The sequence below is a fragment of the Pseudomonas sp. F-14 TE3623 genome, assembly GCF_053629015.1.
The window spans coordinates 2,136,653-2,151,816 of the sequence record NZ_JBRJHM010000001.1 but is presented as its reverse complement, the minus strand read 5'-3'; the positions used below and the strand labels follow the sequence as shown (position 1 = coordinate 2,151,816).

The following is a 15,164-nucleotide window of genomic DNA, read 5'->3' as shown; positions in this document are numbered from 1 at the left end:
CACAGGGGATGTGTATTGGACTTATCAAGCGGTGTGTTTAGAGCACCGGCAAGGTCTTGTCCTTGATCACCGTGGTCGGGCCGTTGGCTTTGACGCTGGCGATGCCTTTATCCCTCGCGGCGTCCGATGAGTAGGATTCGCTGCTGCCGATGATCTCGTGGTTACCGGCCTTCAGGTTGAAGTAAGGATGACCGTCCTTGGTGGTTTTTTTCTCGTAGCGTTCGTCCAGCGGACTGTTGGCCTGAACCGAGGCGATACCGCCATCGGCCGCACCGCGAGAGGTATACAGCTCACTGGTCAGAATGGTTTCGGCATTGGCCGCTTTCAACACAAACTTGAACTGACCGTTGCTGGTTTTGCTCACTTCGTACCATCCAGACATGCTTTTTCTCCTTGGCGATTGAGAGGTTTCGCGCTTCAGAGTAAAGACCAGCTTGCTGCTTCTGTCGCCTGTACCGCCGCCATCGCGAGCAGGCTCGCTCCCACAGTGAGATTGTGTACATCAATCCATTGTGGGAGCGAGCCTGCTCGCGATGAGGCCGGCAAAGCCACCACAACACCTCGCTATTTCACCGCAGCCCGCACTACTGATAACTCAGGTGTCTGCACCCGTCTCTGGCTCAGGTAGCGCATACAGCTAACCCGCAAGAACGAGGCGAAATTCACCACTTCGCCGCGGTAGTCCATCACCTCTTCATACAGCTTGGCGATCAACTGGTTGGTGGTCATGCCGTCGACCTCGGCGATTTCGCTGAGGATGTCCCAGAACTGATTCTCCAGCCGCAGGGTGGTCACCACCCCGCAGATGCGCAGCGAGCGGGAGCGCGACTCGTAGAGAATCGGATCGGCCTTGACGTAGAGCTCGCACATGGACAGGTCCCTCGTTACAGCGTGATTTTGGTGCCCAGCAACCCGAGGAAACCGGCCAGCCAGCTCGGATGCGCCGGCCAGGCCGGTGCAGTGGCCAGATTGCCTTGAACGTGACCTTCCGTCACCGGGATATCGATGAACGTGCCGCCAGCCAGGCGCACTTCCGGAGCACATGCCGGATAGGCGCTGCACTCGCGGCCTTCAAGAATGCCTGCAGCGGCCAACAGTTGCGCACCGTGACACACCGCGGCGATCGGTTTGCCTGCCTTGTCGAACGCTCGCACCAGGTCCAGGACTTTTTCGTTCAGGCGCAGGTACTCCGGCGCACGACCGCCCGGCACCAGCAGCGCGTCATAGTCCGTCGCGTCTACCTTGGCGAAATCGAAGTTCAGGGCAAACAGGTGACCGGGTTTTTCGCTGTAGGTCTGGTCGCCTTCGAAGTCATGGATCGCTGTGCGCACGGTCTGGCCGGCGGTTTTGTCCGGGCAAACGGCATGCACCGTGTGGCCGACCATCAGCAGTGCCTGGAACGGCACCATCACTTCGTAGTCTTCGACGTAATCGCCGACCAGCATCAGAATTTTTTTAGCCGCCATGGGGAGGACTCCTCTGGGAAATGCGTGGGCATGCAGGAGTATTCAAGGTAGTCCTTATCCGGCGGGGTGGGTAATAACCAGCTACTACCTGATGGACCGCGTTATCGTTCTTCGCGGGCAAGCCACGCTCCCACAGGTTTTGCATCTGCCGCAAGAACGGCACAAGACCTGTGGGAGCGGGCTTGCCCGCGAAAGCGTCCGCAAACTGTACGCCTATCTTTGCGCCTAGCTGTAACAGCGGCATACCCAGCGTTTGTGGCTAGATGAAGACTCTTCCCGCCACCCTCGATTCTGGTTGCCATCATGTCCTCGCGCGAAAACACCGGCATGGCCCTCGGCCTGCTCGGCGTCGTTATCTTCAGCCTGACCCTGCCCTTCACACGGATCGTCGTGCAGGAACTTCATCCCCTGCTCAACGGCCTCGGCCGTGCGCTGTTCGCGGCGATTCCGGCAGCGTTGCTATTGCTGTGGCACCGTGAAAAATGGCCCACGTGGAAACAGATAAAAGGCCTGACGCTGGTGATCGCCGGGGTCATCCTTGGTTTCCCGGTGCTGTCGGCTTGGGCCATGCAGACCTTGCCCGCCTCTCATGGAGCACTGGTCAACGGCTTGCAACCGCTGTGCGTGGCGCTGTATGCCGCGTGGCTGTCTCATGAGCGACCATCGAAAGCCTTCTGGGCCTGCGCGGCGTTGGGCAGTGCGTTGGTGCTCGGTTATGCATTGATCAGCGGCGCGGGCAGCATTCAGGCCGGTGATTTGCTGATGCTCGGCGCGATTGCCGTGGGTGGCCTGGGTTATGCCGAAGGCGGCCGGTTGGCCAAGGAGATGGGCGGCTGGCAGGTGATCTGCTGGGCACTGGTGCTGTCGACGCCGCTGCTGATCGGACCGGTGCTGTACCTGGCGCTGCAACATCAAGGCGAAATTTCGGCCAAAACCTGGTGGGCGTTTGGTTACGTCTCGCTGTTTTCACAGTTCATCGGGTTCTTTGCCTGGTACGCCGGGTTGGCCATGGGTGGCATTGCCCGGGTCAGCCAGATCCAGTTACTGCAGATCTTCTTCACGATCGCGTTTTCGGCGTTGTTCTTCGGTGAGCATGTCGAGCCGATTACCTGGCTGTTCGCGGCCGGGGTGATCGTGACGGTGATGTTGGGGCGCAAGACGGCAGTCAAATCAAATGTGGGAGCGGGCTTGCTCGCGAAGGGGGCTTAATATTCAACGAAGATGTTGAATGTCAAACCTCTTTCGCGAGCAAGCCCGCTCCCACAGGATCAGAGGTAACCGTCAGCCCGCAGCAATGTTTCCAGGCAATGTTCGCTGATGTGGTAGAAGTCCTTCAGTTCCTGAATCTTCACCAACAGCTGAGCCGGGTCCACCGGTTCGGCGCGTTTGACCGCCAGGATCATCTTGTTCTTGTTGGTGTGGTCCAGTGAGATGAACTCAAAGACCTTGGTCTCGTAACCACAGGCTTCCAGAAACAACGCACGCAAACTGTCGGTAACCATTTCCGCCTGCTGGCCCAGGTGCAGGCCGTATTGCAACATCGGCTTGAGCAGCACCGGGCTCTGGATCTGCAGGCGGATCTGCTTGTGGCAGCACGGTGAGCACATGATGATCGAAGCGCCGGAACGAATGCCGGTATGAATCGCATAGTCGGTGGCGATGTCGCAAGCATGCAGCGCGATCATCACGTCCAGCTCGCTCGGCGCGACACTGCGCACGTCACCGCATTTGAACACCAGCCCCGGATGCTCCAGCTTCGCAGCGGCGGTGTTGCACAGGTTGACCATGTCTTCGCGCAGCTCGACGCCGGTCACCTCGCCCTCGGCCTTCAACGTGTTGCGCAGGTAGTCATGGATCGCGAACGTCAGGTAGCCCTTGCCCGAGCCGAAATCCGCCACCTGCACCGGTTTGTCCAGCGCCAGCGGCGACGAGGTCAGCGCATGGCTGAAGACTTCGATGAACTTGTTGATCTGCTTCCACTTGCGTGACATCGCCGGGATCAGCTCATGCTGCGCGTTGGTCACGCCAAGGTCTTTGAGAAACGGCCGGCTCAGGTCGAGAAAACGGTTTTTCTCGCGGTTATGCTCGGCGGACGGCACTTCGCGCAATTGTTGAGGTTTGCTCTTGAATAGCGAAGATTTGCCTTTTTTGCTGTATTCGAGCTGGGCTTCGTCGGTCAATGACAGTAAATGCGCATTTTTGAACGAGGCCGGCAACAGTGCAGCGATGGTCGCCATGCCTTCGGCAATTGGCAGGTTCTTGGTGATGTCGCGGGTTTTGTAGCGATAGACGAAGGACAGGCAAGGCTGATCCTTGACCGTCAGCTGCTTGATGATCAGCCGCTGCAAATCCGCTTCGCCACCGACGTACTTGGCCAGCACCAGTTTGATGAAGGCGTTCTGATCGAGGCTGGTTTGCAGCAGGTCGATGAACTGGGCGTGATGATCCGGCGCGAGGCTGGCGGGAGTGGCGGTGACAGACATGGGAAAAAACGGCCTCGGGCGGTGCGAATCGGGGAATGACGGGTATTTTAGGGGGGATGGCCGTTCGGGACACGCAGTTATTTGCTGAACGGTGCGAATCCTGAGGCTAGCGAGCTCTTTGTGGCGAGGGGGCTTGCCCCCGTTGGGCTGCGAAGCGGCCCCTATGTATCTTCAGTCACACCGAGTTTTCTGGTTCGACGACTGCTTCGCCGCCGAACGGGGGCAAGCCCCCTCGCCACAAAAGCTCCCTCGCCACAAAAGCATGTAGGAGCTGCCGAAGGCTGCGATCTTTTGATTTAGCTCAACACCACCAACCGATTCGGCAATTCATTGCGCACATGGGTCACCGGCACATGCACTTTGAGCAACTCGCCGCAGGCCTCGATGCACGTCACAAACCCCTGCAATGTCTGCCCCTGTTTCACCTGTTGCGTAAACGCCGCCACAATCGCGTCCCAGTTCTTGTTGTCCAGCCGTTTGGAAATGCCTTCATCCACCAGAATCTCCACATAGCGTTCGGCCTCGGAGACGAAAATCAGCATGCCGGTGCTGCCCACGGTGTGGTGCAGGTTTTGCTCCAGGAACTGCCGGCGCGCCAGGTTTGACGCGCGCCAGTGACGAACCGTGCGCGGGATCAGGCGCGTGGTGACTTTGGGGATCCGGAACACCAGGCACAACACGATGAAGCTAAGCCATTGCACCAGCAACAGGCTGTGCATGGTCAGCCAGCCCGTCAGGTAATGCACGATACCCGGCACCACCAGCGCCAGCAGACTGGCCCAAAGCAACGGGATATACGCGTAATCGTCGGCGCGGGCCGCAAGCACCGTCACCAGTTCGGCGTCGGTGTCGCGCTCGACCCGGGCAATCGCCTCGGCGACTTTGCGTTGTTCGTGTTCAGTCAGTAATGCCATGTTTATGAATGCCTGCTCGCTATTGTTGTTTTTACCTGCAGTGTGATCACCAGCCGCCCGACGAACCGCCGCCCCCGAAACTGCCCCCGCCGCCGCTAAAGCCCCCGCCGCCACCGCCGCCAAAACCTCCGCCGCCGAATCCGCCTCCCGAGCCGCCACGGCCTCCGCCGCTTGGCAGAATACCGAACATCTGCCCGACGAAGATCGTCAGGATGAACAGCATCAGCAGAAGCACGAACAACCCCGGATGCCGCCCAACGAAATCACTCTCCTGATCGCCACGCGGTTCATACACTGTCGACGGTTCGTCCAGCGGATTGCCGCCCAGCACCACCAGCATCGCCGCAATGCCGTCGCTGATGCCTTTGCTGAAGTTGCCCGCCTTGAACGCGGGCGTGATCACCTGATGGATGATCACCGAACTCTGCGCATCGGTCAGGCGACCTTCCAGGCCATAACCGACTTCGATCCGCAGCTTGCGCTCGTCACGGGCGACGATCAGCAATGCGCCGTTGTTCTTATCCTTCTGGCCGATGCCCCAGTAGCGCCCCAACTGATAACCGAAATCCGCGATGTCAGCACCCTGCAAATCCGGCAATGTGACCACCACCAATTGCTCGCCGGTGGTTTTTTCGTGGGCGTTGAGCTGTTGCGTCAGCTGCTCGCGCACCGCAGGCTCGATCATCTGGGCGTTGTCCACCACCCGCCCGGTCAATTCCGGGAACTTCAACTCGGCCTGGGCCGCCAGGGCAAACACCCAGAACACCAGCACCAGGCCCACTTTCAACACGCGCATTGGCAACCTCATCCTTGGTGACGCTTCAAGCCCGTTCCGGCGCTTACTGGAACTTCACTTCAGGCGCTTTCTCGGCACCGGGGCTGGTGGCCTCGAAGGTTTCGCGGATTGGCAGATCGCTATACATCACGGTGTGCCACAGGCGACCGGGGAAGGTGCGGATCTCGGTATTGTATTTCTGCACCGCCAGGATGAAATCGCGACGTGCCACGGCGATGCGGTTCTCGGTGCCTTCAAGTTGCGATTGCAGTGCCAGGAAGTTCTGGTTGGCCTTGAGGTCCGGGTAGCGCTCGGACACCACCATCAACCGACTCAGCGCGCCGGTCAGCTGATTCTGCGCCTGCTCGTACTGTTTGAGTTTTTCCGGATTATCCAGCGTGCTGGCATCCACCTGAATCGAGGTGGCCTTGGCGCGGGCTTCGATCACCGCGGTCAGGGTTTCTTGCTCATGCTGGGCATACCCCTTGACGGTTTCCACCAGGTTGGGAATCAGGTCGGCGCGACGCTGGTACTGGTTCTGCACCTGGCCCCAGGCGCCCTTGGCTTGTTCGTCGAGGGTCGGGATATTGTTGATGCCGCAGCCGGTCAGTAGTGTTGTCAGCCACATCAAGGCTGCAACCTGCAGGCTCGACCGATAATGGTGTCGTACATTCATCTGGTTGATGCTCCCTTGCACATTCCGTTGATGAAACAACCTGCGAACTCTGACCCGACTCTTGGGGCATAATCTGCGCCGCTACTGGATTGCATCGAGCCAATGGGCTAAAAGATGCCCAGCACTGAGACTCTGCAGAAGTGTGCTGCATTTACCTGAACAACAATAGTCGCTCCCCAAATTTTGGCTGACCGGCGTGTATTCACTGCCGTTTAGGCTTTTGAGAAAACAATTCATGAAGAAGCTGTGTTTGCTGGGCCTGTTCGTCAGCCTGGCCAGTCATACCGTATTGGCCGCCACGACGCCCGCACCTATAGAGAACAAGGACGCCTTCATCAGCCACCTGATGAAGCAAATGACCCTCGATGAAAAGATCGGCCAGTTGCGCCTGATCAGCATCGGTCCGGAAATGCCTCGGGAGATGATCCGCAAGGAGATCGCTGCCGGCAATATCGGCGGCACCTTCAACTCGATCACCCGCGCCGAAAACCGTCCGATGCAGGACGCGGCCATGCGCAGCCGGTTGAAGATCCCGATGTTCTTCGCCTATGACGTGATCCACGGCCACCGCACCATTTTCCCGATTCCGCTGGCCCTGGCCTCGAGCTGGGACATGGACGCCATTGGTCGCTCCGGGCGCATCGCCGCCCAGGAAGCGGCGGCTGACAGCCTCGACATCACCTTCGCGCCGATGGTCGATATCTCGCGCGACCCACGCTGGGGCCGCACGTCCGAAGGCTTCGGCGAAGACACTTATCTGGTTTCGCGGATCGCCGGCGTAATGGTCAAGGCCTTCCAGGGCACCGGTGCGAACGCGGCCGACAGCATCATGGCCAGCGTCAAGCATTTTGCCTTGTACGGCGCGGTCGAGGGCGGTCGCGACTACAACGTCGTCGACATGAGCCCGGTCAAGATGTACCAGGACTACCTGCCGCCATACCGCGCGGCGATTGACGCCGGTGCTGGCGGGGTGATGGTTGCGCTGAACTCGATCAACGGCGTGCCGGCCACCGCCAACACCTGGCTGATGAACGACCTGCTGCGCAAGGAATGGGGCTTCAAGGGCCTGGCGGTCAGTGATCACGGCGCAATTTTCGAGCTGATCAAGCACGGCGTCGCCGCTGACGGTCGCGAAGCCGCGAAGCTGGCGATCAAGGCCGGCATCGACATGAGCATGAACGACACCCTCTATGGCAAGGAATTGCCAGTGCTGTTGAAGGCCGGTGAGATCGAACAGAAAGACATCGACAACGCCGTGCGTGAAGTGCTCGCCGCCAAGTACGACATGGGCCTGTTCAAAGACCCGTACCTGCGCATCGGCAAGGCCGAGGATGACCCGGCCGACACCTATGCCGAAAGCCGCCTGCACCGCGCCGAGGCCCGTGATGTTGCGCGCCGCAGCCTGGTGTTGCTGAAGAACCAGGGCGAAACCCTGCCGTTGAAGAAAACCGCGAAAATCGCTCTGGTCGGTCCACTGGCCAAGGCGCCGATCGACATGATGGGCAGTTGGGCCGCTGCTGGCCGTCCCGAGCAATCGGTGACCTTGTTCGACGGCATGACCAATGCGCTTGGCGCGCAGTCGACGCTGATCTACGCCCGTGGCGCGAACATCACCAGCGACAAGAAAATCCTCGATTACCTGAACTTCCTCAACTTCGATGCACCGGAAGTGGTGGATGATCCGCGCTCGGCCAATGTGTTGATCGATGAAGCGGTCAAGGCTGCCAAGCAAGCGGATGTGGTGGTGGCAGCGGTGGGCGAATCCCGTGGCATGTCCCACGAATCGTCGAGCCGCACCGACCTCAACATCCCGGCCGCCCAGCGCGAGCTGATCAGGGCGTTGAAAGCCACCGGCAAACCGCTGGTGCTGGTGTTGATGAATGGCCGTCCGCTGTCGATTCTCGAAGAGAACGAGCAGGCTGACGCGATTCTGGAAACCTGGTTCAGCGGCACCGAAGGCGGCAACGCCATCGCTGACGTGCTATTCGGCGACTACAACCCGTCGGGCAAACTGCCGATCACCATCCCGCGCTCGGTGGGTCAGATTCCGACCTACTACAACCACCTGAGCATTGGCCGGCCGTTCACACCGGGCAAACCGGGCAACTACACCTCGCAGTATTTCGAAGACACCACCGGACCGCTGTTCCCGTTCGGCTTCGGTCTGAGCTACACCCAGTTCAGCCTGACTGACATGGCGCTGTCGTCGACCACACTGAACAAGACTGGCAAGCTCGACGCCAGCGTCGTGGTGAAGAACACCGGCAAGCGTGACGGCGAAACTGTGGTGCAGCTGTACATCCAGGACGTGACCGGCTCGATGATCCGCCCGGTCAAGGAACTCAAGAACTTCCAGAAAGTATTGGTCAAGGCCGGCGAACAGAAAGTCGTGCACTTCACCATCACCGAGGATGACCTGAAGTTCTACAACGCCCAGCTCAAGTACGCCGCAGAACCGGGCAAGTTCAACGTGCAGATCGGCCTGGACTCCCAGGACGTGACGCAGCAGAGCTTTGAGTTGCTGTAACCCCTGACACACCGCAAAACAAATGTGGGAGCGGGCTTGCTCGCGAAGACGGCTTAACATTCAACAAAGATGCTGAATGTCAGACCGCTTTCGCGAGCAAGCCCGCTCCCACATTAGGTCAGGGTGTTTGGAGGAATGTATTCAGCCCCGTCGATCCAGCAAATTCACCACCAGCCGATCCACCCATCCCCACACCCTCTGCTTGACCCGCCGCCACAACGGTCGGCGTTTCCATGCTTCGAGGCTGACTTCCTGGCTCAGGGCAAAGTCATTTTCGAAACTCGCCGCCACCGCCCGGGTCAGTCCGGGGTCCAGGGCTTCGAGGTTGGCTTCCAGATTGAAACGCAGATTCCAGTGATCGAAGTTACATGAGCCGATGCTTACCCAGTCATCGATCAACACCATTTTCAGGTGCAGGAAACACGGCTGGTACTCGAAGATTTTCACCCCGGACCTGAGCAGACGCGGGTAGTAGCGATGCCCGGCGTAGCGCACCGATGGGTGATCGGTGCGCGGCCCGGTCAGCAGCAGCCGCACATCGACGCCACGAGCTGCCGCCCGGCGCAGTGAGCGGCGGACCTTCCAGGTCGGCAGAAAATACGGCGTGGCCAGCCAGATTCGGCGTTGGCCACTGTTCAGCGCGCGAACCAGCGATTGCAGAATATCGCGGTGTTGGCGGGCGTCGGCATAGGCGACCCGGCCCATGCCCTCGCCCATGGCCGGCACTCGCGGCAAGCGCGGCAAACCGAAGTGCGCAGTGGGTTTCCAGGCGCGCCGATGGCGGTTGGCGATCCATTGGCGATCGAACAGCAACTGCCAGTCGAGCACCAACGGGCCGCCGATTTCCACCATCACTTCGTGCCATTCGCTGGTGTCTTCACCCGGTGTCCAGAACTCATCGGTGACCCCGGTGCCGCCGACCACGGCCAGGCATTGATCCACTAGCAGCAGCTTGCGGTGATCGCGATAAAAGTTGCCCACCCAACGGCGCCAGCTCAAACGATTGTAGAAACGCAACTCGACACCGGCAGCGATCAGGCGCTGACGCAAGGTCAGGGTGAACGCCAGGCTGCCATAGTCATCGAACAGGCAGCGCACCCGCACGCCGCGCTCGGCCGCCTGGACCAGCGCCTGAACCATGGCCTCGGCGCAGGCTCCCGCCTCCACCAGGTACAGTTCCAGTTCGACTTGTTCTTCAGCGCGGGCAATCGCTACCAGCATTCGCGGAAAAAACTTCGGGCCATCAATCAGCAGTTCAAAGCGGTTGCCGTCGCGCCACGGGAAAATTGCGCCGCGCATTCTCAGCGCGCCGTGAAAATCAGCACCGCACCCACCGGCACCGACAAACTGATGGCCGACAAACCGGCAACCTTGCGCAAGCTTTCCAGGCCCGGAGCCAGGTCGAAATCTTCAGCGCTGATCACTAAAGGTTCGAGAGTCACCACTTGGAAGCGTCGATCATCGAGACGGGTCGCCAGCAGCTCGGCGTTGTATTGGTGTTGTTTGCCATGCAGGTTGACGGTCAGCGGCAAGCGCAACTCCAGTTGCGCACCGGGCGCCAGGTCGTTGATCGGCCGCAAATCGATTTGCGTGGTGATCAGCGCTTCGGGAAACGTCTGGATCTCGAACAGTTCGTTGCGCATGCGTTCATCACGCAACGGAATGCCGCTGTTGACCGACTCCATTTCAACCTCCACCTGCGCCAGGCCTTTGGGATCAACCTTGCCGTGCAGCACCAGAAAGCGCTGCACTTCAGAGATGTTGGCGTTTTTAGTGCTGATGAACGACAGCCGCGAGGACTCGCCGTCCAGATACCAATTGGCCTGGGCCGACACGGTGACACCGGCCAGCAGCAGGAAAGCGAGGGTTTTGCAGACAAAGCGGTTGAACATAGAGACTCATGGGCAGATAAACCTGAGCGAACCTTAACTGGCCTGAGGCAGGTTGCAAACTTTCTGTTACTCCGACCCACCCTTTGTGGCGAGGGAGCTTGCTCCCGCTGGAGTGCGAAGCGCTCCCAAAATCAGACAATGAGTTCTTCCAGTCAGACCTCGGCCGCTGGTATTACGACTGCTTCGCAGCCGAGCGGGAGCAAGCTCCCTCGCCACAAAAAAACTGACCCTGTCAGGGTTGCAGGCGACAGCCTTGGCGTTCACCAACCCAAACAGCGCTATTGCTGCGTCCCATACCACCAACCGTCACACGCTTGTTCGCGGCGTCATCGACGAACCCGCTGGTGGGCAAATACTGCTTCACATAGCTCTGGCAATACTCCATAGGATTGTTCATCACATAGCGGCACGAGCAGTATTCCTTGGCGGTGTAGGCGCTGATGATGTCCGGGAAAGCCAATAACGCCACTCGCTCCTGCCAGATCCAGCCAAGCAAGGCGATCAGCAGCACCAGCAACAGCGTGCTGAACGGCCGACGACGAATAAAACGGCGGCGGCTCATGGCTGCACCTTCATGGCAAACGCCCTGAGCGCGAGTTTGAGCAATTCGTTGTGCCGATAACTGCCATCGCGATCATCGCCGTAGCGCACGATCACCAGCTTCTCGCTGGGAATCACGTACATCGCCTGACCCCAATGGCCCAGCGCGGCGAAGGTATCGGCGGGGGCATCGGGCCAAGGTTGTGTCGCGCCATCCACCGCGCGATTGAGCCACCAGTGACCGCCGGGCACTGCTTCATCCTGGTTGGCTTGATAGCCAGCGTAAGGCTCACGACTGAAGTCGACCCAATCTTTGGGCAACAATTGCCGCTCGCGCCAACGACCGTCGCGCACCATCAACAGCCCCACCCGCGCCAGATCCCGGGCGGTGAGGTAGGCATAGGACGATGCGACAAACGTGCTCGTGGCATCCGCTTCCCAAACCGCACTGCGAATCCCCAAGGGTTCGAACAGCGCAGTCCATGGATAATCAGGATAACGGGTCGGGCCGACGATGGTTTTAAGCGCAGCGGACAGCAGGTTGCTGTCGCCGCTGGAGTAGCGGAATGCCTGACCGGGCTTGGCGTACTCGTCATGGTTGGCGGTGAACGCGGCCATGTCGCGGTGACCACGGGTGTAGAGCATGGCCACCACCGAGGACTTCAATGGGGCGTATTCATAGTCTTCCTGCCAGTCCAGGCCCGAGGCCCAGTGCAACAGGTCGGCCATGGTCATGGCGGGGTGTTTTTCCAACGGTGGATAGAACTTCACCGCCGGGTCCTGCAGTTTGAACAGCCCTTCGCCATAGGCCACCCCGAGCACCGCGGCCATCAGGCTTTTGCTGATCGACCAGGTCAGGTGCGGCGTTTCAGCAGTGGTCGGGCCGGCGTAGCGTTCGTAGACGAGTTGGCCGTCGCGGATCACCAGCAAGGCATCGGTGCGAATGCCTTGGTGAGTGGCATCGTCGCGGGGTGGGAAGGCGTAACTCTCCAGAGCCTGAAGTGCCGGCCCGGTGACTTTCGGGCCGGGCGGCCATTGCTCGGCTGGCCAGTTTTCGGCGTGGGCCGCGAGGCTGAGCAGCAGCATGACAATCAGGGACAAGCCTTTGAACATGAGGGGCGCTCGGAGGGATGAACCTGCAGAGCCTAGTCGAGCTTGATGACAGTTCTGGGATTTGTGTTGCCAATGAGGCCGCCTTCGCGAGCAAGCCCGCTCCCACAGGGGATTTGTGGTGAGCACAAAATGTGTGAACACCGCAGATCAACTGTGGGAGCGGGCTTGCTCGCGAAGAGGCCCATCAACCCAGCGAAGATCCCGCCAACGCCTTGGCCAACCGCTTCCCCCGAGCCCCTGCCGCCAAATCCATCACGGTCTGATCGCGCAGCCACATCGCCGCCCATAGTGGCGGGCCATCGGCCAGGGCCTGATTCACTTCAGCCTTGAGCCCATCGAACTGCGCAAATAACCCGCCCAGCAATACATGCCCGGCCGGATTGTTCGGCGCCTGGCGGCTGACTTCCGCGCACCCGGCCAGCAGCGCCAGCAAGCGCAGTTGCAAGGTTTGCGGCCAGTCGCTGTCCTGGCCGACGCCGAACAGCCACGCGGTCATGGCGCTCAGCACATAAATGTCTTCCAGGGTTCGGAACGGTTTGACGTACGCATCCCAGCCATCCCCTGCGAGCAATTCACACAGTGCGTTGTCGAGAAACAACCGGCCGTGGCTTATGTCTGGCATCAGAGGCATCGGCGCGAGTTTTTCCAGACGCACACCCGGTTCGCCGGGGTAAACCACCGCAAGGTTCAAGCGCGGCACTTCGCCGGGTTCTTCACTGCGAGCAGCGACCAATAGCCAGTCGGCGGCATCGCCAGCGGTGACGAAATCCTTGCGACCGCTCAGGCGCAAATCGCGCAGCCGGGTCTGCATGTCCGCCACCCGCAAACTGCGCTGTTCGGTCGCGCACAACGCGCCGAGGCTCAGCGGCGCGCTCGGCCAGAGCATGCGCAACGCCGCCTGATAACCCACCAGAAATGCCAGCCCTGGCGTCGCCATCAGCCGTCCGCCGGCCACCGCCAATTCGAACGGCGACACCGTGCCCAATTGTTGCAACAAGGCTGCGAAGCCTTCGCCCAGGTCCGGGTTGGTGGGCAGACGATCGCGGCGTTTCAACAGGGTTTGCCAGGGCATAAGAGGCTCCTTGTGGGCTGTCATATAAGCATCACCAAAGCTTCATGGCGATGACACCGGGGCTACATAGCCTGACTTTGCACAACACGGCTGCATAAAGAAAGTCGATCGGCTGCAACCCAAGACGGGTGGCCAGCCCGTACGGAGACTCACAATGACTCAGATCGCCCGCATCAGCGACACCGGCAATGAACGCCGCCTGCAAGCCGAACGCCTGGTGGGCGCCGAGGCGTTGCAGGAAGCCCAGGCCTTGCGCTTCAACGTGTTCAGCGGCGAATTCAACGCCAAGCTGAAAGGCGCGGAGCTGGGTCTGGACATGGATGACTATGATGTTCACTGCGCCCACATCGGCGTGCGTGACTTGAACACCGGGCGCCTGGTGGCGACTACTCGTTTGCTCGACCACACAGCGGCCAGCAGTCTGGGCAAGTTCTACAGCGAAGAAGAATTCAGTCTGCATGGTCTGGTCCATCTGAAAGGCCCGATCCTGGAAATCGGTCGCACCTGCGTCGACCCGGCCTACCGCAACGGCGGCACTATCGCCGTGCTCTGGGGTGAACTGGCCGAAGTTCTGAACCAGGGCGGCTACAGCTATTTGATGGGGTGCGCGAGCATTCCGATGCAGGACGGCGGCATTCAGGCCCACGCGATCATGCAGCGCCTGCGCGAACGCTACCTGTGCACCGAACACCTGCGGGCCGAGCCGAAAAAACCACTGCCGACGCTGGATATTCCGTCCAACGTCATCGCCGAAATGCCGCCGCTGCTCAAGGCCTACATGCGCCTGGGCGCAAAAATCTGCGGCGAGCCGTGCTGGGACGAAGACTTCCAGGTGGCCGACGTGTTCATCCTGCTCAAGCGCGACGAGCTCTGCCCGCGTTATGCCAAGCACTTCAAGGCGGCTGTGTAATGAGCCGCTTGCGGGTGTACGCGCGAATTGCGCGAGTGCTTTTGGTGGTGACGCTGGGCTTGACCATGGCCAGTGTGTTCGGGTTGTTCGAGCGACTGGGGATTGCCCATTCGATGGTCCGTCGCCAGCGCTGGTCGCGTTTTTTCATGGCGCGGCTGAGCAATGCCCTGCCCTTTCGCGTAACCGTGCATGGTGAATTGCCGAAGGCGCCGATGCTCTGGGTCAGCAATCACGTGTCCTGGACCGACATTCCGTTGCTGGGCATGCTCACACCGCTGTCGTTCCTGTCCAAGGCCGAAGTGCGCACCTGGCCGGTGGCGGGCTGGTTGGCGGCCAAGGCCGGCAGCCTGTTCATTCGCCGTGGTTCAGGCGACAGTCAATTAATCCGTAAACAAATGACCCGCCATCTGGAGCAGGAACATCCGCTGCTGATGTTCCCCGAAGGCACCACCACCGATGGCCGCTCGCTGCGCACATTTCATGGTCGTTTGCTGTCAGCGGCGATCGATTCCGAAGTGGCGTTGCAACCGGTGGCGATTCGTTATTTGCGCGATGGCGAGCTCGATACCCTGGCACCGTTCATTGGCGATGATGATTTGCTCTCGCACCTGATGCGCTTGTTCGCCAATGATCGGGGTGAGGTGGAAATTCATCTGCTCAAGCCGATCGAATGCCAGGACCGGGAACGCGCGGCGCTGGCGTTCGAAGCGCAGCAGGCGGTGCAGAAGGCGTTGTTCGGGGCGATTCCGCAGACACAACAGGAGCCGCTACGCCCTGCGATCGCGGCCTGACACAA

16 protein-coding genes are annotated in these 15,164 nt (G+C 60.2%); 4 read left to right on the top strand and 12 right to left on the bottom strand.

Annotated features, from left to right (window positions below; genetic code table 11):
* Nucleotides 1-37 precede the first annotated feature (37 nt).
* The 3 genes from AB7M29_RS09735 to AB7M29_RS09725 form a co-directional block, all read right to left on the bottom strand.
* Complete coding sequence (locus AB7M29_RS09735; RefSeq protein ID WP_052964807.1) at nt 38-382, bottom strand: YegP family protein; 345 nt, start codon at nt 380-382, stop codon at nt 38-40.
* 182 nt (nt 383-564) lie between these two features.
* The gene (locus AB7M29_RS09730) at nt 565-870 is read right to left on the bottom strand and encodes a ribbon-helix-helix domain-containing protein (protein ID WP_007903755.1); all 306 of its coding nucleotides are present in this window, start codon (nt 868-870) and stop codon (nt 565-567) included.
* Nucleotides 871-884: 14 nt separating this feature from the next.
* Nucleotides 885-1,466, bottom strand: a complete 582-nt coding sequence (locus AB7M29_RS09725) for a DJ-1/PfpI family protein (protein WP_038979285.1) — start codon at nt 1,464-1,466, stop codon at nt 885-887.
* Nucleotides 1,467-1,769: 303 nt separating this feature from the next.
* Here AB7M29_RS09725 and AB7M29_RS09720 point away from each other — a divergent pair, with 303 nt between their 5' ends.
* Nucleotides 1,770-2,675, top strand: coding sequence for a DMT family transporter (locus AB7M29_RS09720; protein ID WP_454246770.1), 906 nt, complete (start codon nt 1,770-1,772; stop codon nt 2,673-2,675).
* A gap of 59 nt (nt 2,676-2,734) precedes the next feature.
* Here the strand turns inward: AB7M29_RS09720 and AB7M29_RS09715 are convergent, their stop codons facing one another.
* From AB7M29_RS09715 to AB7M29_RS09700, 4 genes are all read right to left on the bottom strand, one after another.
* Complete coding sequence (locus AB7M29_RS09715; RefSeq protein WP_454246769.1) at nt 2,735-3,949, bottom strand: class I SAM-dependent methyltransferase; 1,215 nt, start codon at nt 3,947-3,949, stop codon at nt 2,735-2,737.
* Between the two features lie 296 nt (nt 3,950-4,245).
* A complete protein-coding gene (locus AB7M29_RS09710) occupies nt 4,246-4,863 on the bottom strand; it encodes a TPM domain-containing protein (protein ID WP_448723213.1) in 618 nt (205 codons plus the stop codon).
* A 46-nt stretch (nt 4,864-4,909) separates the two neighbouring features.
* Nucleotides 4,910-5,659, bottom strand: coding sequence for a TPM domain-containing protein (locus tag AB7M29_RS09705; RefSeq protein WP_454246768.1), 750 nt, complete (start codon nt 5,657-5,659; stop codon nt 4,910-4,912).
* Between the two features lie 43 nt (nt 5,660-5,702).
* A complete protein-coding gene (locus AB7M29_RS09700; protein WP_123719738.1) occupies nt 5,703-6,314 on the bottom strand; it encodes a LemA family protein in 612 nt (203 codons plus the stop codon).
* Between the two features lie 235 nt (nt 6,315-6,549).
* On the opposite strand from AB7M29_RS09700, the gene bglX reads away from it, so the two are divergent.
* Nucleotides 6,550-8,841 carry a beta-glucosidase BglX gene (gene bglX / locus AB7M29_RS09695; protein WP_454246767.1) on the top strand — a complete coding sequence of 764 codons (2,292 nt, stop codon included), beginning with the start codon at nt 6,550-6,552 and terminating at the stop codon, nt 8,839-8,841.
* Between the two features lie 141 nt (nt 8,842-8,982).
* Here bglX and AB7M29_RS09690 read toward each other — a convergent pair whose 3' ends face one another.
* The 5 genes from AB7M29_RS09690 to AB7M29_RS09670 form a co-directional block, all read right to left on the bottom strand.
* Complete coding sequence (locus AB7M29_RS09690) at nt 8,983-10,140, bottom strand: phospholipase D-like domain-containing protein (RefSeq protein ID WP_454246766.1); 1,158 nt, start codon at nt 10,138-10,140, stop codon at nt 8,983-8,985.
* Between the two features lie 2 nt (nt 10,141-10,142).
* Nucleotides 10,143-10,733 (bottom strand): YceI family protein, encoded by a 591-nt coding sequence (locus AB7M29_RS09685; RefSeq protein ID WP_123360496.1) that lies wholly within the window; start codon nt 10,731-10,733, stop codon nt 10,143-10,145.
* A gap of 232 nt (nt 10,734-10,965) precedes the next feature.
* The gene (locus tag AB7M29_RS09680) at nt 10,966-11,295 is read right to left on the bottom strand and encodes an amidase (RefSeq protein WP_454246765.1); all 330 of its coding nucleotides are present in this window, start codon (nt 11,293-11,295) and stop codon (nt 10,966-10,968) included.
* Nucleotides 11,292-12,386, bottom strand: coding sequence for a serine hydrolase domain-containing protein (locus tag AB7M29_RS09675; RefSeq protein WP_454246764.1), 1,095 nt, complete (start codon nt 12,384-12,386; stop codon nt 11,292-11,294). Before AB7M29_RS09675 ends, AB7M29_RS09680 begins: the two co-directional genes overlap by 4 nt.
* Nucleotides 12,387-12,570: 184 nt before the next feature.
* Entirely contained in the window at nt 12,571-13,458 is an 888-nt protein-coding gene (locus AB7M29_RS09670; protein ID WP_454246763.1) for an acyl-CoA dehydrogenase, read from the bottom strand.
* Nucleotides 13,459-13,612: 154 nt separating this feature from the next.
* Here AB7M29_RS09670 and olsB point away from each other — a divergent pair, with 154 nt between their 5' ends.
* Together olsB and AB7M29_RS09660 are read left to right on the top strand one after the other, a co-directional pair.
* Complete coding sequence (olsB, locus tag AB7M29_RS09665) at nt 13,613-14,368, top strand: L-ornithine N(alpha)-acyltransferase (RefSeq protein WP_007903792.1); 756 nt, start codon at nt 13,613-13,615, stop codon at nt 14,366-14,368.
* A complete protein-coding gene (locus AB7M29_RS09660; RefSeq protein WP_217856653.1) occupies nt 14,368-15,159 on the top strand; it encodes a lysophospholipid acyltransferase family protein in 792 nt (263 codons plus the stop codon). The genes olsB and AB7M29_RS09660 overlap by 1 nt, the downstream gene beginning before the upstream one ends.
* Nucleotides 15,160-15,164 lie beyond the last annotated feature (5 nt).